29 protein-coding genes are annotated in these 26,652 nt (G+C 69.6%); 12 read left to right on the top strand and 17 right to left on the bottom strand.

Annotated features, from left to right (window positions below):
* Window positions 1–24 precede the first annotated feature (24 nt).
* Window positions 25–516 carry a general stress protein gene (locus HQ314_RS13195; protein WP_027503852.1) on the bottom strand — a complete coding sequence of 164 codons (492 nt, stop codon included), beginning with the start codon at window positions 514–516 and terminating at the stop codon, window positions 25–27.
* Window positions 513–1,514, bottom strand: a complete 1,002-nt coding sequence (locus HQ314_RS13190) for a CoA ester lyase (protein ID WP_308119398.1) — start codon at window positions 1,512–1,514, stop codon at window positions 513–515. Before HQ314_RS13190 ends, HQ314_RS13195 begins: the two co-directional genes overlap by 4 nt.
* 55 nt (window positions 1,515–1,569) lie before the next feature.
* Between HQ314_RS13190 and HQ314_RS13185 the strand changes: the two genes are divergently transcribed.
* From HQ314_RS13185 to HQ314_RS13165, 5 genes are all read left to right on the top strand, one after another.
* Window positions 1,570–2,847 carry a magnesium transporter MgtE N-terminal domain-containing protein gene (locus HQ314_RS13185; RefSeq protein ID WP_027503853.1) on the top strand — a complete coding sequence of 426 codons (1,278 nt, stop codon included), beginning with the start codon at window positions 1,570–1,572 and terminating at the stop codon, window positions 2,845–2,847.
* Window positions 2,840–3,457 (top strand): DUF1003 domain-containing protein, encoded by a 618-nt coding sequence (locus tag HQ314_RS13180; protein WP_081821023.1) that lies wholly within the window; start codon window positions 2,840–2,842, stop codon window positions 3,455–3,457. Before HQ314_RS13185 ends, HQ314_RS13180 begins: the two co-directional genes overlap by 8 nt.
* A gap of 65 nt (window positions 3,458–3,522) precedes the next feature.
* Window positions 3,523–4,644, top strand: a complete 1,122-nt coding sequence (locus HQ314_RS13175; RefSeq protein WP_222650283.1) for a lytic transglycosylase domain-containing protein — start codon at window positions 3,523–3,525, stop codon at window positions 4,642–4,644.
* Between the two features lie 150 nt (window positions 4,645–4,794).
* Window positions 4,795–5,643, top strand: coding sequence for a lytic murein transglycosylase (locus HQ314_RS13170; protein WP_222650282.1), 849 nt, complete (start codon window positions 4,795–4,797; stop codon window positions 5,641–5,643).
* Between the two features lie 24 nt (window positions 5,644–5,667).
* A complete protein-coding gene (locus HQ314_RS13165; protein ID WP_027503855.1) occupies window positions 5,668–6,804 on the top strand; it encodes an Mrp/NBP35 family ATP-binding protein in 1,137 nt (378 codons plus the stop codon).
* Between the two features lie 13 nt (window positions 6,805–6,817).
* Here HQ314_RS13165 and tatB read toward each other — a convergent pair whose 3' ends face one another.
* The 4 genes from tatB to sigE form a co-directional block, all read right to left on the bottom strand.
* Window positions 6,818–7,237, bottom strand: a complete 420-nt coding sequence (gene tatB / locus HQ314_RS13160; protein WP_222650281.1) for a Sec-independent protein translocase protein TatB — start codon at window positions 7,235–7,237, stop codon at window positions 6,818–6,820.
* A 9-nt stretch (window positions 7,238–7,246) separates the two neighbouring features.
* Window positions 7,247–8,743, bottom strand: a complete 1,497-nt coding sequence (locus HQ314_RS13155; RefSeq protein WP_222650280.1) for a trypsin-like peptidase domain-containing protein — start codon at window positions 8,741–8,743, stop codon at window positions 7,247–7,249.
* Window positions 8,744–8,752: 9 nt separating this feature from the next.
* Entirely contained in the window at window positions 8,753–9,097 is a 345-nt protein-coding gene (locus HQ314_RS13150; protein ID WP_056442598.1) for a hypothetical protein, read from the bottom strand.
* A 117-nt stretch (window positions 9,098–9,214) separates the two neighbouring features.
* The gene (sigE, locus tag HQ314_RS13145) at window positions 9,215–9,877 is read right to left on the bottom strand and encodes an RNA polymerase sigma factor SigE (RefSeq protein WP_027503858.1); all 663 of its coding nucleotides are present in this window, start codon (window positions 9,875–9,877) and stop codon (window positions 9,215–9,217) included.
* Window positions 9,878–10,116: 239 nt separating this feature from the next.
* On the opposite strand from sigE, the gene HQ314_RS13140 reads away from it, so the two are divergent.
* Window positions 10,117–10,734, top strand: coding sequence for an O-methyltransferase (locus HQ314_RS13140; protein ID WP_027503859.1), 618 nt, complete (start codon window positions 10,117–10,119; stop codon window positions 10,732–10,734).
* A 1-nt stretch (window position 10,735) separates the two neighbouring features.
* Here the strand turns inward: HQ314_RS13140 and glgC are convergent, their stop codons facing one another.
* Entirely contained in the window at window positions 10,736–11,950 is a 1,215-nt protein-coding gene (gene glgC, locus HQ314_RS13135) for a glucose-1-phosphate adenylyltransferase (protein ID WP_027503860.1), read from the bottom strand.
* A gap of 77 nt (window positions 11,951–12,027) precedes the next feature.
* On the opposite strand from glgC, the gene glgA reads away from it, so the two are divergent.
* On the top strand, window positions 12,028–13,194 hold the full coding sequence (gene glgA / locus HQ314_RS13130; protein ID WP_222650279.1) for a glycogen synthase: 1,167 nt from the start codon (window positions 12,028–12,030) through the stop codon (window positions 13,192–13,194).
* On the opposite strand, the gene HQ314_RS13125 is transcribed toward glgA, so the two are convergent.
* The 10 genes from HQ314_RS13125 to dapE form a co-directional block, all read right to left on the bottom strand.
* On the bottom strand, window positions 13,173–14,021 hold the full coding sequence (locus HQ314_RS13125; RefSeq protein WP_222650278.1) for a methyltransferase domain-containing protein: 849 nt from the start codon (window positions 14,019–14,021) through the stop codon (window positions 13,173–13,175). The genes glgA and HQ314_RS13125 overlap by 22 nt on opposite strands.
* A gap of 108 nt (window positions 14,022–14,129) precedes the next feature.
* Window positions 14,130–14,297 (bottom strand): DUF3117 domain-containing protein, encoded by a 168-nt coding sequence (locus HQ314_RS13120; RefSeq protein ID WP_003406247.1) that lies wholly within the window; start codon window positions 14,295–14,297, stop codon window positions 14,130–14,132.
* Window positions 14,298–14,454: 157 nt separating this feature from the next.
* Entirely contained in the window at window positions 14,455–15,018 is a 564-nt protein-coding gene (locus HQ314_RS13115) for a DNA-3-methyladenine glycosylase I (protein ID WP_222650506.1), read from the bottom strand.
* 13 nt (window positions 15,019–15,031) lie between these two features.
* Window positions 15,032–15,355: a DivIVA domain-containing protein gene (locus HQ314_RS13110; protein ID WP_222638160.1), complete on the bottom strand. Its 324-nt coding sequence runs from the start codon at window positions 15,353–15,355 to the stop codon at window positions 15,032–15,034.
* Between the two features lie 101 nt (window positions 15,356–15,456).
* Entirely contained in the window at window positions 15,457–16,404 is a 948-nt protein-coding gene (locus HQ314_RS13105; protein WP_051613039.1) for a glucosyl-3-phosphoglycerate synthase, read from the bottom strand.
* Window positions 16,405–16,415: 11 nt separating this feature from the next.
* Complete coding sequence (gene folP, locus HQ314_RS13100; protein WP_081821090.1) at window positions 16,416–17,228, bottom strand: dihydropteroate synthase; 813 nt, start codon at window positions 17,226–17,228, stop codon at window positions 16,416–16,418.
* Window positions 17,229–17,334: 106 nt separating this feature from the next.
* Window positions 17,335–19,107 (bottom strand): long-chain-acyl-CoA synthetase, encoded by a 1,773-nt coding sequence (locus HQ314_RS13095; RefSeq protein WP_222650277.1) that lies wholly within the window; start codon window positions 19,105–19,107, stop codon window positions 17,335–17,337.
* A gap of 57 nt (window positions 19,108–19,164) precedes the next feature.
* Window positions 19,165–19,743, bottom strand: coding sequence for a TIGR00730 family Rossman fold protein (locus tag HQ314_RS13090; RefSeq protein WP_056447448.1), 579 nt, complete (start codon window positions 19,741–19,743; stop codon window positions 19,165–19,167).
* Window positions 19,740–20,537 carry a TIGR00730 family Rossman fold protein gene (locus HQ314_RS13085; protein ID WP_027503866.1) on the bottom strand — a complete coding sequence of 266 codons (798 nt, stop codon included), beginning with the start codon at window positions 20,535–20,537 and terminating at the stop codon, window positions 19,740–19,742. The genes HQ314_RS13090 and HQ314_RS13085 overlap by 4 nt, the downstream gene beginning before the upstream one ends.
* Window positions 20,538–20,547: 10 nt before the next feature.
* Entirely contained in the window at window positions 20,548–21,660 is a 1,113-nt protein-coding gene (gene dapE / locus HQ314_RS13080; RefSeq protein WP_222650276.1) for a succinyl-diaminopimelate desuccinylase, read from the bottom strand.
* A gap of 54 nt (window positions 21,661–21,714) precedes the next feature.
* Here dapE and dapD point away from each other — a divergent pair, with 54 nt between their 5' ends.
* The 5 genes from dapD (at window position 21,715) to HQ314_RS13055 (ending at window position 26,570) form a co-directional block, all read left to right on the top strand.
* Window positions 21,715–22,665: a 2,3,4,5-tetrahydropyridine-2,6-dicarboxylate N-succinyltransferase gene (gene dapD, locus HQ314_RS13075; protein WP_222650275.1), complete on the top strand. Its 951-nt coding sequence runs from the start codon at window positions 21,715–21,717 to the stop codon at window positions 22,663–22,665.
* Window positions 22,666–22,698: 33 nt separating this feature from the next.
* Window positions 22,699–23,256 (top strand): GNAT family N-acetyltransferase, encoded by a 558-nt coding sequence (locus tag HQ314_RS13070; protein WP_222650274.1) that lies wholly within the window; start codon window positions 22,699–22,701, stop codon window positions 23,254–23,256.
* A 73-nt stretch (window positions 23,257–23,329) separates the two neighbouring features.
* Window positions 23,330–23,953, top strand: coding sequence for a TetR/AcrR family transcriptional regulator (locus HQ314_RS13065; protein WP_056447444.1), 624 nt, complete (start codon window positions 23,330–23,332; stop codon window positions 23,951–23,953).
* Window positions 23,950–25,587 (top strand): acyl-CoA dehydrogenase family protein, encoded by a 1,638-nt coding sequence (locus tag HQ314_RS13060; protein ID WP_222650273.1) that lies wholly within the window; start codon window positions 23,950–23,952, stop codon window positions 25,585–25,587. The genes HQ314_RS13065 and HQ314_RS13060 overlap by 4 nt, the downstream gene beginning before the upstream one ends.
* Window positions 25,584–26,570 (top strand): crotonase/enoyl-CoA hydratase family protein, encoded by a 987-nt coding sequence (locus tag HQ314_RS13055; RefSeq protein ID WP_308119396.1) that lies wholly within the window; start codon window positions 25,584–25,586, stop codon window positions 26,568–26,570. The genes HQ314_RS13060 and HQ314_RS13055 overlap by 4 nt, the downstream gene beginning before the upstream one ends.
* Window positions 26,571–26,652: the final 82 nt, after the last annotated feature.

The raw sequence follows: 26,652 nt of genomic DNA, 5'->3' as shown, positions 1-26,652 counted from the left end.
TACCGACGGGTCGGTGGTGAGAGGTCAGATGGCGAGACGCGCCAGAAGATCGCGCGCCTTCTCGGCCGTCTTCGGCTCGCACAGCACGTCGTACCGCCCCGCGACCAACTGCATCGTCGACGCGAAGTCGCGCTGCCCCTTGGTCGCCGCGTAGGGAATGGTGGCCGAGATCAGTCCGAAGACGATGCCGCCCAGCACACCGACGAGGAGCGCGCTCAGGTAGTTGGTGTTCGTGATGATTCCGAGAACGAGTCCGAGGAAGACACCAAGCCAGGCGCCCGAGATGATGCCGCCGCCAATCACTTTGGCCCAGGTGAGGCGACCGATGACACGCTCGACCTGCATGAGGTCGACACCCACGATGGTGACGTCCTGGACCGAGAACTCCTGATCGGAGAGGTAGTCGACCGCGCGCTGCGCCTCGGCGTAGGTGGGATAGGAACCGATGGGCCAGCCCGACGGCGGGGTGGGGAGGCCCTGTCCGGGGCGGCCGGACTGCGACATGGGGTTCGTCATGACTCCATTGTGCCTGCTGGCGGGTCGGTCGTGGGGTCCGGTGCGGGCCGCGCACCGCTGCGCACCATGCCGGCCGCGTCGGCGGCCTCGACGAGGGCCCGAGCCATTCGATGACCCGCCTCGTCGACCATCTCGTCCCCCACCATGACGGCCCCGCGCGCTCCCCCGTCGACCGAGAGGTACCGACGGTAGGTCTCGACGATGTCGTGGGCGCGGTCGACGTCGGCCTGGCGCGGCGAGAACGTCTCGTTGGCGATGTCGATCTGCGAGGGGTGCAGCACCCACTTGCCGTCGTAGCCCAGAGCCGCGGAATGCCGGGCGGCGCGGGTGAACCCGTCGGTGTCGCGGACCTGCACCCAGGGTCCGTCGATGGCCTGGAGCCCGTGGGCCCGGGCCGACAGCAAGATCGTCATCAGCACGTGGTGGTAGGCGTCGCCGCGCTCGTAGCCGGGCGGCTGCTCCCCCACCGTGAGGGTGCGCATGCCGACGTCGGCCATGAAGTCACCCGGCCCGAACACCAGGGTCTGCACCCGCGGCGAGGCCGTCGCGACGGCGTCGATGTGGAGCAGACCCACGGCGTCCTCGATCTGCGGCTCGATCCCGATGCGGCCGACGGGCAGGTCCGACTCGCGTTCGAGTTGTGTCAGAAGCAGATCGAGCGCCTGCACCTCACCGGCCGAGCGCACCTTGGGCAGGACGAGGGCGTCGAGGTGGGCACCCGCCCGTCCGACCACCTCGAGCACGTCGCGGAACGTGGCCTCCGTCGTCCAGTCGTTGACCCGCACGAGCCGGAGCTGCGTGCCCCACCCGTCCCATCCGAGCGCGTCGGCGACGTCGATGCGCGCCTGCGCCTTGGCGGCCGGCGCGACCGCGTCCTCGAGATCCAGGAAGACGGCGTCGGCGGTCAGGCTCAGAGCCTTGCGCATCATCTTCGGACTGCTGCCCGGCACGGCGAGCACGGAGCGTCGGAGGCGGGCGCGCGGCACTGTGGTGGTCACCACGGCACACTATCGGCCCGCACCGCGTGCGAGGCCCCCGTCTACTGTTGCGCCCATGGCAGCAGTGAACAAGGTGTTCGCCGCCAGGCTCGCGGGCCTCGTGGTGCTCGGACCCGACGGTGAGAGCATCGGCCGCGTCCGCGACATCGTCGTGACCGTGCGCGTCGGTCGCCAGCAACCCCGCGTCCTCGGCCTCGTGGTCGATCTGGCCACGAGGCGCAAGATCTTCGTTCCGATGCTGCGCGTGACGGCCGTCGAACCGACGTCGGTGACGCTGACCACCGGCAACGTCAGTATGCGCCGCTTCGTCCAGCGACCGGGCGAGGTGCTGGCCCTGGCCCAGGTCCTGGACTCGCGGGTGCGGACCGACGATCCGGACGCCGAGGACCTGCACGGCGTGGACTGCGTCGTCGTCGACCTCGGCATCGAGCAGACCCGCACGCGGGACTGGGTCATCGCGCGTGTCGCCGTGCGCCCCCACCGCACCCGCTTGGGTCGCCGCGGCAGCATCCACGTGCTCGACTGGCAGAACGTGCAGGGCCTCACCTGGTCCGATCTGTCCCTGCCGGGTCAGGGTGTGTCACAGCTCCTCGCCCAGTTCGAGGGACTCCGGCCCGCCGACGTGGCCGACGCGATCCGCGACCTCCCGGAGAAGCGGCGACTCGAGGTCGCCTTCGCCCTGGACGACCAGCGCCTCGCGGACGTCATCCAGGAGATGCCCGACGACGATCAGATCGACCTGGTGCAGGCGCTCGCCCCCGCCCGTGCCGCCGACGTGCTCGAGGCCATGGACCCCGACGACGCAGCCGACCTGCTCGGCGAGTTGCCGGAGCCGGAGGCCGAATCGCTGCTGCGCCTGATGGATCCGCAGGACTCCGAACCGGTGCGACGTCTCCTCGAGCACTCCCCCGACACGGCGGGTGGTCTGATGACACCGGAACCGGTGGTTCTGAGCGCGTCCGCGACGGTCGCCGAGGCGCTCGCTCGTGCGCGCAACCCCGACCTCACGCCCGCCCTCGCGTCGCTGGTCTTCGTCGTGCGACCGCCGACGGCCACACCCACGGGCCGCTACCTCGGCTGCGTCCATCTCCAGCAGTTGCTGCGCGAACCGCCCGCCAGTCTGGTCGGCGGCGTGATCGACACGACACTGTCGACGCTCTCCCCGGACGACAGTCTCGCCGCCGTCACGCGATACTTCGCGGCGTACAACCTGGTCTGCGGACCGGTCGTGGACGCCGAGGAGCATCTCATCGGCGCCGTGACCGTGGACGACGTCCTGGACCACCTTCTTCCCGACGACTGGCGCGAACAGGAGCACGTGGGACATGAGTGAGAAGTCGGCGGCGACCGCCAGACAGCGCCTCGACACTCCACGCGGATCCCGACGGTTCAAGCTCGACATCGACGTCGACTCGGTCGGCCGGACCGGCGAGAACGTCGCGCGATTCCTCGGTACGGGGCGATACCTGGCGATCCAGACGGGGATCGTCATCGTGTGGATCCTGCTCAACGTCTTCGCCGTGAGCCTGCAGTGGGATCCCTACCCCTTCATCCTGCTCAATCTGGCGTTCTCGACGCAGGCCGCCTACGCGGCCCCGCTGATCCTGCTCGCTCAGAACCGGCAGGACGACCGCGACCGGGTGTCGCTCGAGGAAGATCGCTCGCGCGCCGCGCAGACCAAGGCGGACACCGAGTTCCTCGCTCGTGAGCTCGCCGCGCTCCGGATCGCGGTCGGCGAGGTCGCCACGCGCGACTATCTCCGCCGCGAACTCGACGACCTGCGCGCGGCGCTGCTCGATCCCGCGCAGGCGGCGGCCGAGGAACAGAAGGCGCGCAAGAAGTCTCGCAAGAAGTCGGTCGACGAGGACTCCACCTCGTTCGCCGCCGCCCCTTCCGTCGAGGAAACAACTCGTTTCGACCACAGCGAGGACACGCGACGGTAACCTCGGTCACACTGCGCGTCGGGTCTCGGTGAGTGCGCAGCCGAGTGTTCGTGGGGGTTTGTCGTATGCGCGTCGGTCGAGACTCTCGACTCGGAGGTGCACTGAGTGCCTCGATTCTTCTCCTCAGCGCGGTCACGCTGGCCGCCGGCTCGGTGACGCCGAGTTCCGCGCACGGTTCCGTCGCGATGGCGTCTGCTGAATCGGTTGCGGCGCCGACACTCCCACCACGGGAGCGCGCTGTCGGCCTGGTCGAGCCCGCCGATCGGCAACCGGTCGCGTTCCGGTCCCCGAAACCAGCCGTCGCCGCGCCCGCGGGCGCCCCGGCCGCTGCTGCGGCGCCGCTGTCCGCCGTGCTCGTCGGCGCACTCGGCATTCCCGAACTCGTCCTGCAGGCCTACCGCTCCGCCGAGGCCCAGCTCGCCACCTCGACACCGGGCTGTCACCTGCCGTGGCACTTGCTCGCCGCCATCGGGCGCATCGAGTCCGGCCACGCGGGCGGCGGCCGTACCGATGCCGCCGGCACCACGATCACGTCCGTGCTGGGCCCGGTGCTCGACGGACGGTCGGCCGCGGACGCGGTCATCACCGACACCGACGGCGGCGCGCTCGACGGGGACGCGGGGCACGACCGTGCGGTCGGGCCGATGCAGTTCATCCCCGCCACCTGGGCCGGCTACGCCTCGGACGGCAACGGCGACGGTCGGAGCGATCCGAACAACGTCTTCGACGCGGCTCTCGCCGCGGGCAAGTACCTGTGCTCGGGCGGCCTTGACATGACGAATCCGGCGCAGGCGACCACCGCCGTCCTGCGCTACAACAACTCCGCCGCGTACACCGCCAACGTGCTGGCCTGGTCCGCCGCGTACTCCGGCGGCGGCACCCCTGTCGTCGGCCGGATCGGCGAGGCGGCGCCCTCCCCCGCGGACGCGCTGGCCGTCGCCGCGGCGGCCGCCGCCGGCGGCGAGGTCACGGATCCCTCGACCGCGGCTCCGACGACCACCGCCACGACCACCGCGATGCCGGACACCTCGCTCACTCCGGTGACACCACCGCCGGCGTTCGGCATCCCCGGACTGCCGCCGCTCCCGGTCATCGAGCTCCCCACGATCCCGTGTCTCCTGTGCCCTCCTGCACCAATGGCACCACCCGCCCCACCTGAGCAGGACACGTCCGTCACGACACCGTGACCGGTCGTGGCTCACATCACGGGCCGGTAACGGATCGGCAACGGATCAGGTAGCCTCGCTCCGACAGCAAAGGTCGGAAGCGCCCCGGAACGGGGCGGGAACAGTCGTCGCGGATCACGAGTCTCGCGGGGGCGAGGAGGTTGTGTATCCGTGGGTCGGCACCGCAAACGATCGTCTTCCACTCTGCGACGGAACACGGTCATCGCGCTGACCGGTCTGATCCCCGCGGGAGCGATCACCGTGGCCAGTGGCTACGGCGCCAGCGCCGACATCCCGTTCCTCCGCACGCACACCACGGCCAGCGAGTCCGCCCTCGAGCCCACCGACGTGGCCCCGGCAGTGGACGTCGCGCCCGCACCCACCACGCAGTCCGCGCCCGAGCCCGTGGCACCGCCCGCGCCGGAGCCCGCTCCCGCCCCCGCGCTGCCCGAGTCCCTCGCGGCCGGCCCGCTCGGCGTCCCGGGCATCAACGTCGCCGCCTACAGGAGCGCCGAGACCCTCCTGGCGCAGACCACCCCCGGCTGCTCGATGAACTGGGCCCTCCTCGCCGGTATCGGCCGGGTCGAGTCCACCCACGCGAACGACGGCAAGGCGGGTGCCGACGGAACGCTGTTCGAGCCGATCCTCGGACCGGTCCTGGACGGCAGCCTCGCCGGCAACAACGTGATCATGGACACCGACGGCGGCGAGCTCGACGGCAACGCCACGTACGACCGCGCCGTGGGGCCGATGCAGTTCCTGCCGGCGACGTGGAAGCACTACGCCACGGACGGGAACGGGGACGGCAGGGCCGACCCGCAGAACCTGTTCGACAGCGCCGCCACCACCGGGAAGTACCTGTGCGACGGCGGCCTGAACATGGCGGATCCGATCCAGGCCACACAGGCGATCCTGCGCTACAACAACTCGATGGCCTACGTGGCCAACGTGGTCGCGTGGTCGGTCGCCTACTCCACCGGCATCGCCCCCTCCGAAGCGGACCTGCCCCGAATTCACTGACGCGGTACCGCATACCATGGAGAGATGCCCGTAGCCACCGAATCGGACGTTCGCAGCGCCCTCGCGCGCGTGAACGATCCCGAGATTCGCAAGCCCATCACCGAACTCGGCATGGTCAAGAGTGTCGCGCTCGGTAACGACGGATCCGTGGACGTCGGCATCTATCTGACCACCGCCGGGTGCCCGATGAAGACGGAGATCTCCGACCGGGTACGCAAGGCCGTGGCCGACGTCGCCGGTGTCGGTGAGATCCGCGTGGAGCTCGACGTCATGAACGACGAGCAGCGCACCGAACTGCGCAAGTCGTTGCGGGGAGATTCCGCCGAGCCGGTCATCCCGTTCGCTCAGCCCGGCTCCCTCACCCGCGTGTACGCGGTGGCGTCGGGGAAGGGCGGTGTCGGCAAGTCGTCCGTCACCGTCAACCTGGCCGCCGCGATGGCCGCCAAGGGACTGTCGGTGGGCGTCCTCGACGCCGACATCTACGGCCACTCGGTGCCCCGCATGCTCGGTACCGACGCTCGCCCCACACAGGTCGAGCGCATGATCATGCCGCCCGTGGCGCACGACGTGAAGATGATCTCGATCGCGCAGTTCACGCAGGGCAACACGCCCGTCGTCTGGCGCGGTCCCATGCTGCACCGCGCCCTGCAGCAGTTCCTCGCCGACGTGTTCTGGGGCGACCTGGACATTCTTCTGCTGGACCTGCCGCCGGGCACCGGCGACGTCGCCATCTCGGTGGCCCAGCTGATCCCCGGCGCCGAGATCCTCGTCGTGACCACCCCGCAGCAGGCCGCGGCCGAGGTCGCGGAACGTGCCGGCGCCATCGCCCTGCAGACGCGTCAGCGAGTCGTCGGGGTGGTGGAGAACATGTCGTGGCTCGAGCTGCCCGACGGATCGCGGATGGACATCTTCGGTTCCGGCGGCGGCCAGGCCGTGTCGGAGCGACTCACCACCGCGGTCGGCGCGAAGGTCCCGCTGCTGGGCCAGATCCCGCTCGACACCGCGGTGCGCGAGGGCGGCGACTCGGGCGTTCCGATCGTGCTCAGCGATCCGGAGTCGCCCGCGGCCAAGGCCATGATCGAGGTGGCCGAGAAGCTGTCGGTCCGCAGTCGCGGCCTCGCGGGCATGAGCCTGGGTATCGACACCACCCGGCACCTCTGACGGCCGGAAGGACCTAGGTCGCGTCGGGGTCGATCGGGGGACGGTCCCCGGTCGGCAACGGCGCCGACCCGGTGGACTTCATCATGTTCGGCGTCCCGGACTGCGGGGTCGACGACTGTGTCCCGGACTGCGGCTTCTCGTCGAACTTCCCGGTGAAGATCGAGTCGTCGCCGTCGAGCAGGTGCTTGGTGATGACCGCGCGCGGGGTCATGCCGCGGAGTTGGTTCAGGTCGGCCAGGGGCTTGCGAAGATCGTCGAAGTCCGTCCCCAGCTCGTCCTTGAGTTGTTGGCTGGCCCCACTGGCATAGTCACGGACCTGCCGGAGCGACCGGGTGGTCCACGTGATGGCCCCGGGCAGACGCTCGGGACCGAGGATGACGAGTGCGGCGACGAGAAGAACCATCATCTCGCCCCAGCCGATGTTCGAGAACACGTCTACACCTTACGCATCCGACACCGGAGTGACCGTCACGTCGACGGTCCGCCCCGAGCGGACGAGTTGCACCTGCACCGGCGTACCGATCTCCTGCTCCTGGACGGCGACCGTCAGCTCGTCGGCACCGGAGACGGTGCGGTCGCCGACGCGGACGATCACGTCGCCCTCCGCGATACCCGCCTGCTGAGCGGGGCCACCGGCGGTGACGTTGGCGATCTGCGCACCGCTGAGCGCGTCGTTGACGACGGACCGCGCGTTGACGCCGATGTCGGGGTGATTCATCGCGCCGGTCCGGATGAGGGACTGCGCGACCTCGGTGACGTCGTCGATGGGGATGGCGAAGCCCAGTCCCACCGATCCCCCGCTCTCACTGCGGATCGCGGAGTTGATACCGATGACGCGACCCTCGGCGTCGATCAGGGGACCCCCGGAGTTACCGGGGTTGATCGCCGCGTCGGTCTGGACCGCGTCGATGACGGCGTCGGTGTCCGTGCCCTCCCCGGACAGTCGCACGGGACGATCGAGCGCACTGACGATGCCGCGGGTGACCGTCTTGCTCAGTCCCAGTGGAGATCCGACGGCGACGACGTCGTCGCCGACCGCCACGTCCGACGAGCGGCCCAGTCGGGCGACGCTGAGGTCCGCGACGTCCGTCTTCAGAACGGCCAGATCGGTCTTGGTGTCACGGCCGACGATCTGCGCGGGCACCTTGGTGCCGTCGGAGAACGTCACGTTGAGCGTCGCGCCCGGGTTGGTCGCAGCCATCGAGATGACGTGGTTGTTGGTGACGATGTAGCCGGCTCCGTCGATGACGACTCCCGAGCCGGTGCCGGCGTTGCCGCCGAACGTCTCCTGGACCGACACCACGGACGGCAGGACGGCCTCGGCGACCCTGGCCACCTGGCCCTGCGGGAGTTCGCTGCCGCCTTGTTCCAGGGTCACGCGCGAGCTGGTCAGCGAGCCGCCCAGATCGGCCGCGACACTGCCGACGACGCCGCCGAGCAGGCCGATGACCAGTGCGACACCCGCGAGCGAGGCGAGAGCGCCGGCGGAGACGCGGCGGCCGAACAGTACTTCCCGCGCACCCAGTCTCGTGCCGGGCGTCAGCGGCGCGGGTTCCGGTTCGTCGAGCGCGGGCGAGACCGTCGTGACAGCCGACGAGGGCACGCGCCACGGGTTCTGAGGTTCGGGTTCCTGCTCGACCTCGGGCGCCTCGGGCTCGCGCATCAGGGATTCGGCGACACCGGGCGGCCGACCGAAGGCCTCGGTGAGGACGGGATCGGGCGCCGCGACGCGGATCGACGAACTGTCCCGTCGCCGGGTCTGCGCGTCACCGAAGGAATCGCGGATGCCGTGGGGGCGACCGAACGCCCGCACCACGTGCGCGTCGATGGTGGGCCGGTAGAGCGGACGCGGAGGAAGCCGCGGCGCATCGTCGTCGGGTGCTCCCCCGTCCGCCGAAGAAGCCGTGGGGTCCGGTCGGTACTCGTCGGCTGGAGTCACCTCTGCACGCTACCGGCGCCGGAAACGTGACCCGACGACCGACCCCAGGCCATGACGCAGGCCGGAGCCGATGCCGGGTTCGGATCGGCCGGGCTCGGGAGACGTGCAGTGCGGGATCTGGTGCAGGAGACCCAGGAGCGAGGACGGCATGGACATCTCCGGCGAGCCCTGGAGGGCGACACGGGCCTGCTGCTGCGCCTGGACCTCGTCGGCACAGGAAGCGCATTCCGACACGTGCCGCGCGGCGCGCAGGTAGGCGTTCATGCGCAGTTCGCCGTCGACGTAGGCGGCCACCGCCTCACTGGCGAGGTGGTCGGTGGGGCTGAACTGCCGAGGATCACGAAACCGAGTCATGCTGCCTCCAATTCATGCCGTGCCGATGTGCGGATCGTCCCGGGGTGAAACGCACGGCACCGGCCGGAAGTTCCCGGCCCGCATCCGTTCCCCACAGAACGGTACTCGCGCCGGCGGCTACTCGGCCGAGGTCAGCGACTCGCGAGTACGCCGACTGGCGGCGAGGTGGTCGCGCAGCGCCTGGCGGCCACGGTGGATACGGCTACGGACGGTGCCGAGCTTGACCCCCAGGGTCGCGCCGATCTCCTCGTAGGACAAACCCTCGATGTCGCACAGCACGATGGCTGCACGGAACTCGGGAGCGAGCGAGTCGAGCGCCGCCTGCAGATCCGGGTCGAGCCGGGCGTCGTGGTAGATCTGCTCGGGATCGGGGGTGTCGGACGGCACCCGGTCGTAGTCCTCCGGCAGCGCCTCCATGCGGATGCGGTTGCGGCGACGCACCATGTCCAGGAACAGGTTCGTCGTGATGCGGTGCAGCCAGCCCTCGAAGGTGCCGGGCTGGTAGTTCTGCAGCGAGCGGAACACGCGGATGAAGGTGTCCTGCGTGAGGTCCTCGGCATCCTGCGCGTTGCCGGACAGCCGGTAGGCGAGGCGGTAGACGCGGTCACCGTGCTCGCGGACGAGTTCGTCCCAGGACGGCATCGACGTCGCGTCTCCGGTCGCGTCGAACACCGCGGTGCCGGACAGCTCCTCGGGACCATCGACGGTCAGTTCGGACTCGGCGGCGGGGCGGGAGGTCGGGGACGTGAGGGCAGCGTGTTCGCGCGGGCTGGTGATCATGTGGATCGTTCAATCCTCCTACTCGGGCGATCATCGCGGCGTGGTGTCGACGTGCGATGTGGTGTTACCCGTGTTCGGCGCGACCGAAGCGTGAGGACGATCCGACGAACCCGCGTAAGGAAACTATGTCGCGGGCAGGTGTGCGACCCGTGTGAGAAGGCTGAGTGTGGGCTGAGAGTCTGGACGCGAGGAGTTCGTGGGCGGGTTAGGGTCCCTTCGTGACTGCCGACGCCGCCAAGATGCTGCACTACGCCGAAGCCTCCGTCGTGGAGGACGAGATCCTGCAGGCCGCGCGCGAGCGCGCCGTGGATCTGGGCGCCGCGCCGATACCGGCGTCCGTCGGTGCCGTGCTCAGCATGGTCGCGCAGTTGTCCGGAGCGCGCACGGTGGTGGAGGTCGGAACCGGCGCAGGCGTCAGCGGGCTGTGGCTGCTGGACGGGATGCGGCCCGACGGGGTCCTCACCACCATCGACACCGAACCGGAGCATCAGCGCGCCGCCAAGGAGGCGTTCCGTTCCGGCGGCATCGGGGCATCGCGGACCCGGTTGATCAACGGCCGCGCGCTCGACGTGCTCCCCCGCCTTGCCGACGCGTCCTACGACCTGGTGTTCGTCGACGCGACGCCGCGGGACCACGTCGGATTCGTGACGGAGGGCGTGCGGATGCTCCGCCCCGGCGGCGCCCTGATCCTGCACAACGCGTTGCTGGGTGGACGCGTCGCGGACGCCTCGTCACGCGACGAGGCCACCGTCGCCGTCCGCGCGGCCGCCCGCGCCATCGCGGAGAACGACAGCCTGACAGCGGTCGTCCTTCCCCTCGGCGACGGCCTGCTGTGCGCCTCGCGCGTGCCGGAGTGACCTAGATCCAGACACCCTTGCCGACGGCGACCACGCCGTTGGCGCTCACGTTGAACCGCTCGCTGTCCCGCTCGCGGTCGACGCCGATGATCTCGCCGTCGTTCACCACCACGTTCTTGTCCAGGATGGCGTTGCGGACGACCGCATTACGACCGATGCGCACTCCGGGCATGATGACGCTGCCCTCCACGGTGGCGCCCGCGTCGATGATCACCGACGAGCTCAGCACCGAGTTGCGCACCGTCGCGCCGGACAGGATCGATCCCGCTCCGACGATCGACTCCTGAGCCAGACCGCCCTGCACGAACTTGGCGGGCGGCAGGTTGTCCGCGGCGCCGCGGATCGGCCACCGCTTGTTGTAGAGGTTGAAGATCGGGTGGACCGACACCAGGTCCATGTGCGCGTCGTAGAACGCGTCCAGGGTGCCGACGTCGCGCCAGTAGCCCTTGTCCCGCTCGGTCGCACCCGGGACGACGTTGTCCTTGAAGTCGTAGACCGATGCCTTCCCGGCCGCGACGAGCGCGGGAATGATGTTGCCGCCCATGTCGTGATCGGAATCCGAGTCCTCGGCGTCGGCACGGATGGCATCGACGAGCACCTTGGTGGTGAAGACGTAGTTGCCCATCGACGCGAACGTCATGGTGGGGTCGTCCGGCGTTCCGGGCGGGTCCGACGGCTTCTCGAGGAACTCGGTGATGTTGCCCGAGGCGTCGCTGTCGATGCAGCCGAATGCCGTTGCCTCGGCGCGCGGTACGCGGATGCCGGCCACCGTGACACCGGCACCGGAATCGATGTGCTGCTGCACCATCTGCTCGGGGTCCATGCGGTACACGTGGTCCGCACCGAACACGACGATGTACTCGGGATCCTCGTCGTACACGAGGTTCATGGACTGGAAGATGGCGTCGGCACTGCCGGTGTACCAGCGGGGCCCGAGCCGCTGCTGCGCGGGCACGGGGGTGATGTACTCACCCGCGAAACCCGACAGCCGCCAGGTCTGGGAGATGTGCCTGTCGAGCGAGTGCGACTTGTACTGGGTCAGAACGCACAACCGCAGATAGCCGGCGTTGACGAGATTGCTCAGCACGAAGTCGATCAGGCGGTACGCACCACCGAACGGGACCGCGGGCTTCGCGCGATCGGCTGTCATCGGATACAGGCGTTTGCCCTCACCTCCGGCGAGCACGATTCCGAGTACATGCGGCTGGGTCCTCACAACAGCCAACCTATCCGGTTGTGACGAGCAATCGCTACGTATAGGCCGAATGCACACCGACGCGTTACGTTCCTCTCATGCGAGTGGCGATGATGACCAAGGAATATCCCCCCGAGATTTACGGCGGCGCGGGCGTTCACGTGACGCAGCTGGTCGACCGTCTCCGCGCACTGTGCGAGGTCGACGTGCACTGCATCGGCGCGCCGCGCGAGACCGCCGTCGTGCACTCGCCGGACCCGGCCCTGGTCGACGCGAACCCGGCCTTGACCACGCTCTCCACGGGACTGCGGATGGCGTACGCCGCCGGCGGCGCCGACGTGGTGCACTCGCACACCTGGTACACCGGCCTCGCCGGCCACCTCGCGGCCGAGCTGTACGGGATCCCGCACGTGCTCACCGCGCACTCGCTGGAACCGCGCCGCCCCTGGAAGGCCGAGCAGCTGGGCGGCGGCTACCGCATCTCGTCGTGGTCCGAGCGCAACGCCATGGAGTACGCCGACGCCGTCGTCGCGGTCAGCGACGGCATGAAGGCCGACGTGCTGGACTGCTACCCACGCATCGATCCGGACCGAGTTCACGTGGTGCGCAACGGCATCGACACCGAGGTGTGGCACGCCGGCGGCCCCGCGGACGGCGCGCCGTCCGCGCTCGAGGCGATCGGCGTGCGCACCGACGCCCCCATCGTCGCGTTCGTCGGCCGCATCACCCGGCAGAAGGGCGTGGGGCACCTCATCGCCGCGGCCCACTCGTTCGATCCGTCCATTCAGCTGGTGCTGTGCGCGGGTGCGCCCGACACCCCGGAGATCGCGGTCGAGACCGAGCGCGCCGTCACCGCCCTGTCCGAGAGCCGCGGCAACGTGTTCTGGGTCCGCGAGATGCTGCCGACCGAGCAGATCCGCCAGATCCTCTCGGCGGCCGCCGTGTTCGTGTGCCCGTCGGTGTACGAGCCCCTCGGCATCGTCAACCTGGAGGCGATGGCCTGCGAGACGGCCGTCGTCGCGTCCGACGTGGGCGGCATCCCCGAGGTCGTGGCCGACGGCCGTACCGGGGCTCTCGTGCACTACGACGCCGCGGACACCGCCACGTTCGAGGCGGACCTGGCCGCCGCGGTCAACGACCTCGTCGCCGACGAGAGTCGAGCAGCGCGGCAGGGTGTCGCCGGTCGCGAGCGCGCCGTCGCCGAGTTCTCCTGGGAGTCGATCGCGCAGCAGACGATGGAGGTCTACGCCGCGGCCCGCGCGTAGACACCGAGGGTCACCGACACGGTGACCTCGCGCGCGGGCGGCATCTCGTCGACCCGCGCGCGCAGATCCGCCGCCGGGATGTGGCGCGCCGACGGCCCCATGCTCACGACGTCGACGATCTCGTCCCGCGAGAGCGTGGTCGAGTAGGTGATCGGGACCCGGCGCACCCGCTCGAACCGGCCGCCGAGCGTGTCGCCCAACCTCTGCGTCTTGTTCTCGTCCACCCGGACGAGACCCAGATCGTCGACCAACTCGACGAGATGGCGCTCGGTGGGGGTGAGCACCACCAGCACCCCGGCCGGTGCGAGCACGCGCGCGAGTTCCTCGGCGTTGCGCGGCGAGAACACCGACAGGGCCGCGTCGATCACGCCGGAGCGGACCGGGATGCTCTGCCAGACGTCGGCGACCACCGCGGAGGCCCGAGGGTGCGATCGTGCGGCGCGGCGCGCAGCCGCCTTGGACACGTCGAGACCGACGCCGACGGCATCGGGGACGCCCGCGTCCAGCACGCGGGCGAGGTAGTGCCCGGTGCCCACTCCGACGTCGAGCACGCGGCGCCGGTCCCCCACGGCGTCGGCCACGGCGTCCATCAGCGGGTCGTAGTGCCCGCGGTCGAGGAACTCGGCGCGTGCAGCGACCATCTCGGTGGAGTCGCCGACGATCTTGCCGCCGGACCCTGAGAGCAGGCTGACGTATCCCTGGCGCGCGACGTCGAACGTGTGCCCGCGGTCGCACAGCAGCGCGGCAGCTCCCGAGTCCGGATCGTCGGCCTCGAGGTCCGACCCGCAGTGTGGGCACGCGAGCAGGGCCACCGCATCGTCGTTCACGGTTCCTCCGCTCGTCGTGGTGGGTCGCTCGTTCGGTCGGGACGAGAACAGCCCCACCGGTCAGGGTCGGCCGGTGGGGCTGTTCTCACGGTGATGACAGGTGTGGTGTCAGCTGGTGACGCCCTTGAGCTCGTCGCCCAGAGCGGCTGCCTCGTCGGGAGTCAGTTCGACGACCAAGCGTCCTCCGCCTTCGAGTGGAACCCTCATGACGATTCCTCGTCCCTCTTTGGTCGCCTCGAGCGGACCGTCCCCGGTCCGGGGCTTCATGGCCGCCATTCTCTGCTCCCTCCAGATCTGCGCTGCCCTGCATCGCGCGCTGCATCAATTCGGTCGCGCCTCGCCGGGGTCCGACGAGGCTCGTGCACTTATTGTTCCCTATCCTCTGGATCCGTGGGCAACGGACACCCTCGAACGAGCGGGACACGGGTGTGTACTAGCGCGCGGGAACCCAGCATCCGGCGAGGTGATCGTCGACCATTCCGGTCGCCTGCATCAGCGCGTACGCCGTGGTGGGACCGACGAATGCGAAGCCGGACTTCTTGAGAGTGCGCGCGAGAGCGGTGGACTCGGGTGTCACCGCGGGAACGTCCTGCAGGCTCGTGGGGCGACCGCGGCGCGGCGGTACGAACGACCACAGGAGCGCGTCGAGATCGAGGTCCTGATCGACGATGGCCCGCGCATTACGCACCGCCGCAACGATTTTTGCGCGGTTGCGGACGATCCCCGCGTCACCCATGAGGCGTTCGACGTCGTCGTCTCCCCACCGCGCGACGACGGTCGGATCGAAGTGCGCGAACGCCGCTCTAAAGGCGTCGCGCTTGCGCAGAATGGTGATCCACGAGAGCCCCGACTGGAACGCCTCGAGGGTGATCCGCTCGTAGAGCGCGTCGCGGCCGTGGACGATGACGCCCCATTCCTCGTCGTGGTACCGGGCGTACAGCGGATCGGTCGTCGGGTCACCGGCCCAGAGGCAGCGGGCCCGTCCGTCCGAACCGATCCGGAGACCGGACTCAGACGTCGTCACCGGGCGCGTCCTCCACGACGGCTTCCGACGGCTCGGCCTCGCGCAGGCGTAGCCGCAAGCTGTCGATTTCGACCGCGAGTCGATCGAGGGCCCAGTCGACCTCGCGGGCGTCGTACCCGCGCAGCGTGAGGGAGAAGCGCAGCGCGCGCACGTCGCGCCCGGAGATGCCACGAGCGGGCAGCGCGGTGGCCGTGGTCCCCTCCGGCAACGGTTCCATCTCCTCCCCGCGGCCGAAGACGACGGACGCGAGGAGGAACAGGGCCGCGGCCACGACCGCGATCACGACGACGTACAGCAGGATCGTCACCATGACACGGATCCTGTCACGACGAGGCGACAGGATCCGCGGCGGTGGTGCGCCTCTGCCGACCTGGACTTCTCAGCCCCCCGACTTCTCAGCCCCCCGACTTCTCAGCCCCCCGACTTCTCGACTCCCGACTTGCCCGCCCACGGCCGCACCGTGCGCATGGGCGGCCGGTCGGCCAGCGAGACGTCGGTGATCGAGGGCACGAAGGTCTCCCCGTCGAGGACGAACTGCGTGAGACCGGCTCCCGAGTCGGCGATGCCGGCGCGCGCCAGCATGGTTCCGACGATCTGACGGCTCATGGCCCCCAGCTCCACGAGCGGCCGGTTGCGGTGACGCCGGACTCCGAGGTTCACCTGCCCGATCGCGTCCATGCCCAACCGGTCGTACGTGTCCATCAGCAGACCGATCTCCACGCCGTACCCGGGCGCGAAGGGCACCGAGGACAGCAGTTCGCGGGTGCCCGCGTACTCCCCGCCCAGCGGCTGGATGACCCTTCCGAGCTCCGGACGCAGCGCGGCCAACAGCGGTCTGGCCACCAGTTCGGTCACGCGCCCACCACCGTGTGCTTCGGTCGACCCGCTCAGCGGCCGGCGGTAGTAGCCCTTGACCAGATGGATGCCGTCCCCCATGAGCAACGGCCCGAGGAGCTTGGGCACGAACTGCGGATCGGGATCGATCAGGTCGGAGTCCACGAACGCGATGACGTCGCCCGTCGTGGCCGCGATCGCGCGCCACAACACCTCCCCCTTGCCGGGAGCGGGGGCGAGTTCGGGAACCGCCTCCTCCCGGGAGACGACGGTGGCGCCGGCGGCCGTCGCACGCACGGCGGTCCGGTCGGTCGACCCGGAGTCGAGCACCACCAACTCGTCGACCAGTCGCCCGAGGAGCGGCGAGATGGTGTCGAGGACACCGGCGACGGTCTCTTCCTCGTTCAGTGCGGGAAGCACGACCGAGACGGTCCGGTCACCCTTCGCCGCCTCGAGCTCCTCGAGGGTCCAGGAGGGTGATTCCCAGCTGTTCTCGCGATCCCAGTCGGTCGCGGGGGTGAGCATGCCTGCGAGTGTCATGCCAGACCCCGTACCGTCCGGGCGGGAGCCCTGGTGCCTGCTATCGCTGCCACCATGTCGACCACCCGTCTCGTCGCTGCCACCTCGTGCACCCGGAACATCCGAGCACCCTGTGATGCCGTCAAAGCTGTCGCGGCCAATGTTCCCTCCAACCGTTCGGCAAGTCCTACACCCAGAGTCTCCCCGATGAAATCCTTGTTGCTCAGTGCCATCAGGACAGGCCATCCGGTGTTTACAAGACTGTCGATCCGACGCAACAGTTCGAGCCCGTGATAGGTGTTCTTACCGAAATCGTGGGTCGGATCGATGATGATCCCGTCCGCTCGCACGCCCGCGGCCAGAGCGTTCTCGGCCGATCGAGTCACCTCGGAGAGCACGTCGGCGACCACGTCGGGGTAGCGAACGCGGTGCGGCCGGGTCCGGGGAACGGCTCCGCCGGTGTGCGAACAGACGATGCCGGCACCGACCTCGGCGGCGACGTGCACGAGCTCGGGGTCCGCGCCGGCCCATGTGTCGTTGATCAGATCGGCGCCCTCGGCGCACGCGAGCCGAGCGACCTCGGCCCGCCAGGTGTCCACGCTGATCACCAGATCCGGGTATGCGGCGCGGATGGCGGCGACGAACGGCACGACCCGTCGGGTCTCCTCGGCGGCGTCGACGGTGGCGCCGGGTCCGGCCTTCACACCGCCGATGTCGACGAGGTCGGCACCCTCGTCCACCGCACGGCGGACCGCGTCCATCGCGGCGTCGTCCTCAAACGTCGCGCCGCGGTCGTAGAAGCTGTCGGGGGTGCGGTTGACGATGGCCATGACCAGCGCACGGTCGGTCGCGACCGGTCGACCGCACAGGGTGTCGGCGGGGACGGACGTCTCGGGTGCGCTCACACCACCATGATGCCCGTCCCCGGGGGCCACCTCAGCCCTTGGGCAGCTTGCCGGCACCGACCTCGTCGACGTACTCGTCGTAGCTCTCGACGTAACCGCCGGACTTGCCCTTCAGGACGAACAGGTCGCCGTCCCCGTCGCCGTAGCCCACCTTGCGGAGCTCGACCTTCTTGCTCTTGAACGTGGACGTGGCCTCGAGCGAGTCCACGACGCGGATGAACAGCGGAACGGCGTAGTTGGGCAGGTTCTTGTAGGCGTGCTCGGCGAAGCTCGCGCCGTCGAAGCTCTTGTCGTGGCGCAGGGTCACCGCCGCCATGCCCGCCTTGCCGTCGGTACCGGGAACGTCGACACCGAAGACCACGGCCTGATCGACGTCGGGGTGCGAGTTGAGCGCGCCCTCCACCTGGGTGGTGGCGACGTTCTCGCCCTTCCACCGGAAGGTGTCGCCGAGACGGTCGACGAACGCCACGTGCCGGAAGCCCTGCTGACGCACCAGGTCTCCGGTGTCGAACCAGCAGTCGCCGTCCTTGAACCCGTCCTTGAGGAGCTTCTTGTTCGTGGCCTCCTCGTCGGAGTACCCGTCGAACGGCGCGCGGTCGGTGATCTTCGACAGCAGCAGGCCCACGCCGCCGGACCCCACCTTGCGCAGCCGACCGTTGTCGTCCCGCTTGGCCTTGCCCGTCTCGTCGTCGTACTCGACGACGGCGTACGGCAACGGGCAGAAGCCTGCGGTGCGGTCGATGTTGAAGGCGTTGATGAACGCGATGTTGCACTCGCTGGCGCCGTAGAACTCCGCCACGCGCTCGATGCCGAAGCGGGTGGTGAACTCCTCCCAGATCTCCGGGCGCAGCCCGTTGCCCACGATCAGCTTGATCGTGTTGTCGGAGTCCTGCGGGGTCTCGTCCTGCGTCAGCAGGTAGCGGCACAGCTCACCGATGTAGGTGAACGCGGTGGCCTCGTTCTCGCGGACGTCCTTCCAGAAGTTGGACACCGAGAACTGCTTGCCGATGGCGATGGTGGCGCCGGACGCCAGCACGGACGACAGGGACACCGTCAGCGCGTTGTTGTGATAGAGCGGGAGGCAGCAGTAGAGGACGTCGTTCTTGTCCAGACGCACGCCCATGCTGCCGAGACCGGACATGGACTTCATCCAGCGGAAGTGGCTCATCAGGCTGGCCTTGGGCATGCCCGTGGTGCCGGAGGTGAAGATGTAGAACGCCTTCTCCTTGGCCTGGACCTCGGCCGTGGTGGCAGGGTTCTCCGCACTCGCCGACGCCGCCTTCTCGTCCAGCTCGTCCGCGTGCAGGATGACTTTCTCCGGAAGCGCCTCGTCGAGGGACTCGAGGGCCTCGACGCAGTCGCCGTCCACGACGAGGACGCGCGCGTCGAGGATGCCGAGACTGTGCTCGAGCACGTCGCCGCGCTGATTGAAGTTCAGCATTCCGGCCGTGGCGCCGAGCTTGACGGTGGCCAGGGCCACCAGCAGCGTGCGCATCGAGTTCTTGGCCAGCACACCGACGACGTCACCGCGCCGGACGCCGCGGTCGGTGAGCACGCTCGCGTACCGGTTCACCAGATCGTTGGCCTGGCCGTACGTGAGGGTGTCTCCCTCGAAACGTACGAACGGGTGGTCCGGCGTCTTCGCCGCGACGCGCTGGAAGATGTGGCCGATCGACTCCTTGTCGTCGGGCTTGCGCAGGAACCCGGGCACACCCCGGAGGACACTGGGCAGCGCCGCAGTCATCTTCGGAAGTGTGGCGGCGATGTCGAGCAATCCGACCTTGTGACGAGCCTCGGCACCCATGCTGTGGTTCCCTCCCCTGGCGAGCCGGCTGCGTCTCCGGCTGTGACGACGCTTACCTTACTGATTGGTAATGTTCACGGTGCGCGTGCCCTGCACGAGCCCACACGCCGTCAGAGCCGTGTCCACGTCCGCCGTGACGACCAGGCGATCGAGCGAGCGCTCGGAGACGAATCCCGTCCCGACGAGCGAGCGCATCCAGTCGAACAGCGGTGTGAAGTGGTTCACGGGATCCAAGACTACGACCGGTTTGTCGTGCATTCCCAGATATCCGGCGGTCCAGGTCTCGAACAGTTCCTCGAGCGTGCCGATACCGCCCGGGAGCGTGATGAACGCGTCCGCCCGGTCGTCCATGATGCGTTTGCGCTCGCGCATCGTCTCGGTGACCACCAGCTCGTCGGCATCGATGTCCGCCACCTCGCGGTGCACCAGGGCCTGCGGGATGACTCCCACCGTGAATGCCCCCGCGGCGCGTGCGGCCGCCGCGACGGCGCCCATCATGGAGACGTTGCCGCCCCCGGACACCAACGTGCCGCCGCGACGTCCGATCTCGGTGCCCACGGCGGCGGCCAGATCGAGGTGATGCTGCTCCACCGGGCCGGACGCGCAGTAGACGCACACCGCGATCGACCCGGTCACTGCTCGGTCTCGCTCGCCCGCGACTCGGTCGCCGCGATCTCGGCCGCCCGGCTCTCGTCGACCCAGCGGACCACCTCCGCGACACTGTCCGTGCAGCGGATCAACTCGAGATCCGCCTCGGACACCGTGCCGGCGGCCACCAGCGTGGTGCGGATCCAGTCGAGCAGCCCGCCCCAGAACTGCGTGCCGAACAGGATGATGGGGAACCGGGTGACCTTGCGGGTCTGCACCAGCGTGAGTGCCTCGAACAACTCGTCGAGCGTGCCGAATCCGCCCGGCATGCAGACGAAGGCCTGCGAGTACTTGACGAACATCGTCTTGCGGACGAAGAAGTAGCGGAAGTTGACGCCGAGGTCCACCCACTCGTTGAGCGACTGCTCGAAGGGCAGCTCGATACCGAGGCCGACCGAGAACCCGCCCGATTCGCAGGCCCCCTTGTTGGCGGCCTCCATCGCGCCCGGTCCCCCGCCCGTCACCACGGCGTAGCCGGCGCCCGCCAACGCGGTGCCCAGCTCGACGCCGAGCGCGTACTCCGCGGACTCGCGCGACGTCCTCGCCGACCCGAACACCGTGACGGCCCGAGGCAGTTCCGCCAGTGCGCCGAAGCCCTCGACGAACTCGCTCTGGATCCGCAGCACCCGCCACGGATCGGTGTGCAGCCAGTCGGCGGAGCCCCGCGAGTCGAGGAGCCGCTGATCGGTGGTGGACCCACCGAACTCCCGTCGGTCCATGACGGGCCCGCGGTAGTTCGTGGACCTCTCGCCGGCGTTCTCCCGGCTCTCGTGCGCTCCCATGACGGAGAGGCTAGTGGGCGTCGGTGGCGGTCAGATACCGGCGCAGGACGTCGGCGACATCGGTGATCTGCTGCACCGGTACACGCTCGTCGCGCTTGTGCGCGAGGTTGGGATCGCCGGGACCGTAGTTCACCGCCGGGATGCCCAGCGCGGAGAACCGGGAGACGTCGGTCCAGCCGTACTTGGCGCGGAACTCTCCCCCCGCCGCCGTGACCAGCGCCGCCGCCGCGGGTGCGGCCAGACCCGGCAGCGCGCCCGGCGACCTGTCGGTCACCTCGACGGTGAGATCGAGATGCTCCGCGTCGGTCGCCTCGCGCACGTGCTCGATCGCCTGCTCCACACTGCGGTCGGGGGCGAAGCGGCAGTTGACGTCGACGAATGCCTCGTCGGGGACCACGTTCCCGGCGACGCCGCCGCTGACACGGACCGCCTGCAGTCCCTCCCGGTACACGCAGCCGTCGATGTCCACGCTGCGCGGCGTGTACGCGGCGAGCCGGTCGAACAGCGGGCCCAGCTTGTGGATCGCGTTGTCTCCCAGCCATGATCGGGCCGAGTGGGCGCGCGTCCCCGTCGCGGTGAACCGCATGCGGAGCGTCCCCTGGCACCCCGCCTCGATGAAGCCACCCGACGGCTCGCCGAGAATCGCGACGTCTCCGCGCAGCCACTCGGGCATCTCCCGCTCGATGCGACCCAGACCGTTGGCCGACGCCTCGATCTCCTCGCAGTCGTAGAAGATCAGCGTCAGGTCCGCGGTGGGCTCAGCGACCGTCGCCGCCAGGTGCAGGAACACCGCGTCCCCCGACTTCATGTCGACGGTTCCGCATCCGTGGAGGACGTCGCCCTCGGCGTGCCCGCGCTCGCGACGACTCGGCACGTTGTCGGCGATGGGGACCGTGTCCAGGTGACCCGCGAGGATCACCCGCGTCGGGAGCCCCCGGTTCGTCCTGGCCAGCACGGCGTCGCCCGAGCGCGCGATCTCGAATCCCGTGGTCTGCTCGCGCAGCGCCCGCTCCACCGCGTTGGCCAGCGTGGCCTCGTCTCGCGAGACGCTGGGAACGTCCACCAGCGCCGCCGTGAGGTCGACGGGATCGGCGTGCAGGTCCAGGGAGATCGGTGCGCTCACGCAGCCGACCTTACGTTCGCGCGGCCGTCCGGTCGTCCTCTAGGCTCGGTCCCCGTGACCACAGGAGCATCGGCAGTCGGCATCGCACACATCACCCCGTCGGGAACGGTGCTGGACACCTGGTTCCCCGCTCCCGAGCTCGCCGAGGTGGCCGACACCGGCACCGCACGGCTCGACACGGCGGAGGTTCCCCCGGAACTGGCCGCGCTGGTCGGACACGACGACGCCCGCGACCTCGACATCGTCGCGGTGCGCACCACCATCTCCTCCCTCGACGACGCCCCGGTCGACGCGCACGACGTCTACCTGCGCCTGCACCTGCTCTCGCATCGCCTCGTCCGGCCGCACGGCCTCAACCTGGACGGCCAGTTCGGCCTGCTGTCCAACGTGGTGTGGACCAACCACGGCCCGGCGGCCGTCGACGGCTTCGAGGCGACGCGCGCCCGTCTCCGTGCACGGGGCGCCGTCACCGTCTTCAGTGTCGACAAGTTCCCGCGACTCGTCGACTACGTGCTCCCCACCGGTGTCCGCATCGGCGACGCCGGTCGCGTGCGCCTCGGCGCCCACCTCGCATCCGGCACGACGGTCATGCACGAGGGTTTCGTGAACTTCAATGCCGGCACGCTCGGCTCGTCCATGGTCGAGGGCCGCATCTCCGCCGGCGTCGTCGTCGACGACGGCTCCGACGTGGGCGGCGGCGCCTCGATCATGGGCACTCTGTCCGGCGGCGGCAAGGCCGTCATCTCGGTGGGACAGCGTTGCCTGCTCGGCGCCAACGCGGGGCTCGGCATCTCCCTCGGCGACGACTGCGTCGTCGAGGCGGGCCTCTACATCACCGCGGGCACCAAGGTCACCGGCCCGGACGGCACCGTCGTCAAGGCGGCCGATCTCAGTGGGCAGTCGAACATGCTCTTCCGTCGTAACTCCGTTTCCGGTGCCGTCGAGGTCGTGCCGTGGAAGGGTACGGGCGTCGAGCTCAACTCGATCCTGCACGCCAACGACTGAGCGATTCGGCGGCAGGCTGCGTCCGGGGGGACCGTGAGCCAGGAAGCGATACAGCAGGAACCGCGACTCGAGTCGGTGATCACCGACGATCTGGGTGACGCGGACGCCCACACGTGCGAGGGGCTGGTGCGCGGCGCCTTCGGCGAGCGCTTCACCCCGTACGACTGGCAGCACGCCCTGGGCGGTACCCACGTGATCCTCCGCGACGGCGACCGCATCATCGGCCATGCCGCCGTGGTGCCGCGCCTTCTCCACCACGGCGGCGACGAGTTCGACGGCGGCTTCGTCGAGGCCGTCGCCCTGGACCCGGAGTTCCGGGGCACCGGGCTGGGTGCGCGGCTCATGGCCGCGATCGAGGAGCAGATCGAGTCGGACGACGTGGTCGGCGTGCTCAATTCCCTTCCCGACGCCGTCGGGTTCTACGAACGGCGCGGTTGGGTGCTGTGGCGCGGACTGCTCGGCGGCATCGGCAACACGGAGGAGCCGACACCGCCCGACGAGGACGACGCCGTCATGGTGTTCCGTCCCGAGTCCCGTCTCGATCCGGACGGCACGCTGCTGGTCAACAATCGCGTCGGGTCGCGCTGGTAGTCCTGCCCTCCCGAACATATGAATCACCGTTCCGTCCTTGACACCAGTGCGGAACGGGCGTTCACTTCTTGCCATGGTGTACCGACGGACCGCTGCGGTCCAGGAGCGGCTCGATGCCGCCCGATCTCGAATCGTCACCGCTGCACTGTCTCTCGTGGCCGAGCGGGGGTACGCCGCATGTTCGATGGCCGACGTGGCCGCCCGCGCCGGCATCGGTGTGGGCACCGTCTACCGCTACTTCCCCGGCAAGGGCGAACTGTTCGCCGAGGTCTTCCGCGACGCCTGCAGCCGCGAGGTGGCCGCCGCGACAGCGGCGGGTGTGCGCGCCGCCGCGACCGGCACCCACACCGACAGCCTGCTCGCCTCGGTCCGCACCTTCTGCGATCGCGCTTGTCGCGCACCGACTCTCGCGTACGCGCTGCTGGCCGAGCCCATCGACGCCCTCGTCGACACCGAGCGTCTCGCCTTCCGGCAGTCGTTCGCGGACGCGTTCGCCGCCGCCATCCGTGCCGCCGCCCTGGCCGGTGAACTCCCGGACCAGGACGCGCCCCTGACGGCGGCGTGCATCGTCGGCGCCATCGGCGAGGCACTGGTCGTCCCACTCGCCCGCGGCGAGGCCGACGCTCGCGTTCTCGCCGCACTCGAGACCTTCACACTCCGCGCCCTCGGCGCCCCGACCGACAGGAGAGCGTCATGACCCCCACGCACACCGTCACCAATCAGGTTCCGCCGCTCATCGGCCACGACGTCGCCGACCACCCGGTCGTCCTGGAGGCCCTGCACCGCGAGGGCGCCGACGACGCGCTCGACGAGCTGCACCGGCTCGGTCGGCTGGCCGGGAGCGAGCAGGCGCAGCGCTGGGGCGATCTCGCCGAGGAGCATCCGCCCGTCCTGCACACGCACGACCGCTACGGGAACCGCATCGACGAGGTGGTCTACGACCCGGCGTACCACGAATTGATGCGCACGGCAGTGGAATTCGGCATGCACGGGGCGCCGTGGCGCGACCCGTCACCGCACGCACATCTGATCCGTGCCGCGAAGTTCAGCGTCTGGGGCGCGGTGGACGCGGGGCACGGGTGCCCGATCTCCATGACGTACGCCGTCGTTCCCGCACTCCGAGCGAACGCGGAACTGTCCGCGCTGTACGAACCGCTGCTCACCTCGTCGACGTACGACCCCTCGTACCGTCCTCCCGCGACCAAGACGGGTCTGATCGCGGGCATGTCCATGACCGAGAAGCAAGGGGGTTCCGACGTCCGGGCGAACCGCACGACGGCCGTGCCGCAGCCGGACGGCTCGTACCGGATCACCGGCCACAAGTGGTTCACGTCGGCGCCGATGTCGGACGTCCTGCTGGTCCTCGCGCAGGCGCCCGGCGGCCTGTCGTGCTTCTTCCTGCCCCGCGTCCTCCCGGACGGCACTCGCAACGCCATGGCGATCCAGCGCCTGAAGGACAAGCTGGGCAACCATTCCAACGCCTCGAGCGAGGTGGAGTACGACGACGCGACCGCCTGGCTCGTCGGCGACGAGGGTCGCGGCGTGCGGACCATCATCGAGATGGTCAACATGACGAGGCTCGACTGCACCCTGGGGTCGGCCACGGGAATGCGGGCGGGCACCGCTCAGGCCGTGCATCATGCGGTGCACCGGCAGGCGTTCGGGAAGAACCTCGTCGACCAGCCACTCATGCGAAATGTCCTGGCCGATCTCGCGATCGAGTCCGAAGCGTCGACGACCGTCGCCCTGTGGCTCGCCGCGCTCACCGATCAGGCAGCTGCGGGCGACGAGCGTGCCGCCGCACTGCGGCGCATCAGCCTCTCCGTCAGCAAGTACCTGGTGTGCAAGCGCGGCCCGGCGCATGCGGCGGAGGCCCTCGAATGCCTGGGCGGCAACGGGTATGCGGAGGAGTCGAGGATGCCGCGGCTCTACCGGGAGGCTCCACTGCTGTCGGTGTGGGAGGGTTCGGGCAACGTCGCGGCGCTCGACACCCTGCGCGCCGTGGCACGACAGCCGGAGACGCTCGCCGTGTTCTTCGACGAGCTCGACGGCTGCCGCGGAGCCGATGCGGCGCTCGACGCCGCGGTGCGGTCGCTGAAGGACTCCTTCACCGACATCGCCACCCTCGAACAGCGGGCACGCCGCGTCGTCGGCGAGATGGCACTGGCACTGCAGGGCTCGCTGCTCGTGCGGCACGGCCACCCCGCGGTCGCCGACGCGTTCACGACGAGCCGACTCGGCGGCGACTGGGGCAGCGTGTACGGCACCCTGCCTACCGGGGTGGACACGGCCGCCATCATCGAGCGATCGACGCCGAAGGTTCCGGCGTGACCGACGCACCCGCCCCGTGGCGGGAGGGGTGGGACGAGGGAGCCGACTCCCCCTTCACCGGCCGCACTCCACAGCAGGACTCCCCGACGTTCCGGACGCTCACCTACGAGGTCGACGGGCGGATCGCCCGGATCACCTTCGACCGACCGGAGCACGGCAACGCCATCACCGCGGACACCCCCGTCGAACTGGCGGCGGCCGTCGAGCGGGCGGATCTCGATCCGCGAGTACACGTCCTGCTGCTGTCCGGTCGCGGCAAGGGGTTCTGCGGCGGCTACGACCTGTCGATCTACGCCGAGAATCTCGATCGGGGCGACAGCGGGGCCGTGGACACGACGGGGACGGTTCTCGACCCCGTCGTCCAGGCCCGCAACCACGATCCGTCGGGCCAGTGGGACCCGATGATCGACTACGCGATGATGAGCCGATTCAACCGCGGATTCGCCAGCCTGCTGCACGCGAACAAGCCGGTGGTGGCCAAGCTGCACGGTTTCGCCGTGGCCGGCGGTACCGACATCGCGCTGTACGCCGACCAGATCATCTGTGCGGACGACACGCGGATCGGCTACCCGCCGACCCGCGTCTGGGGCGTTCCCGCCGCCGGGATGTGGGCACACCGCCTCGGCGACCAGCGCGCCAAACGACTGCTCCTGACCGGTGACTGTCTCACCGGGGCGCAGGCGGCGGAGTGGGGTCTCGCCGTCGAATCGGTGCCCGCGGATCAGCTCGACGCCCGCACCGAGGAACTTGTCGCACGGATCGCGCGCATGCCGATCAACCAGCTGATGATGGTCAAGCTGGCGCTCAACAGCGCGTTGATCAGCTCCGGCGTGCACACCTCCACGATGATCAGCACGGTCTTCGACGGCGTCGCCCGGCACACCCGGGAGGGCTTCGCGTTCCAGACCCGCGCTGCCACCGTCGGATTCCGGCAGGCCGTCCAGGAACGCGACGAACCGTTCGGTGACGCGAAGCGGAGGTGACGTGAGAACGGGGGGGGGGGGAACAGGCCCCGCGATAAATCGGTTGGCTCCGAGTACGGCTCGATGAGACAGTCGAGCGGTA

The sequence above is a fragment of the Rhodococcus sp. BP-332 genome (assembly GCF_019836065.1).
GTDB lineage: Bacteria > Actinomycetota > Actinomycetes > Mycobacteriales > Mycobacteriaceae > Rhodococcoides.
The sequence above is the reverse complement of the archived record's forward strand: the minus strand, read 5'-3'. Positions and strand labels throughout refer to the sequence as shown.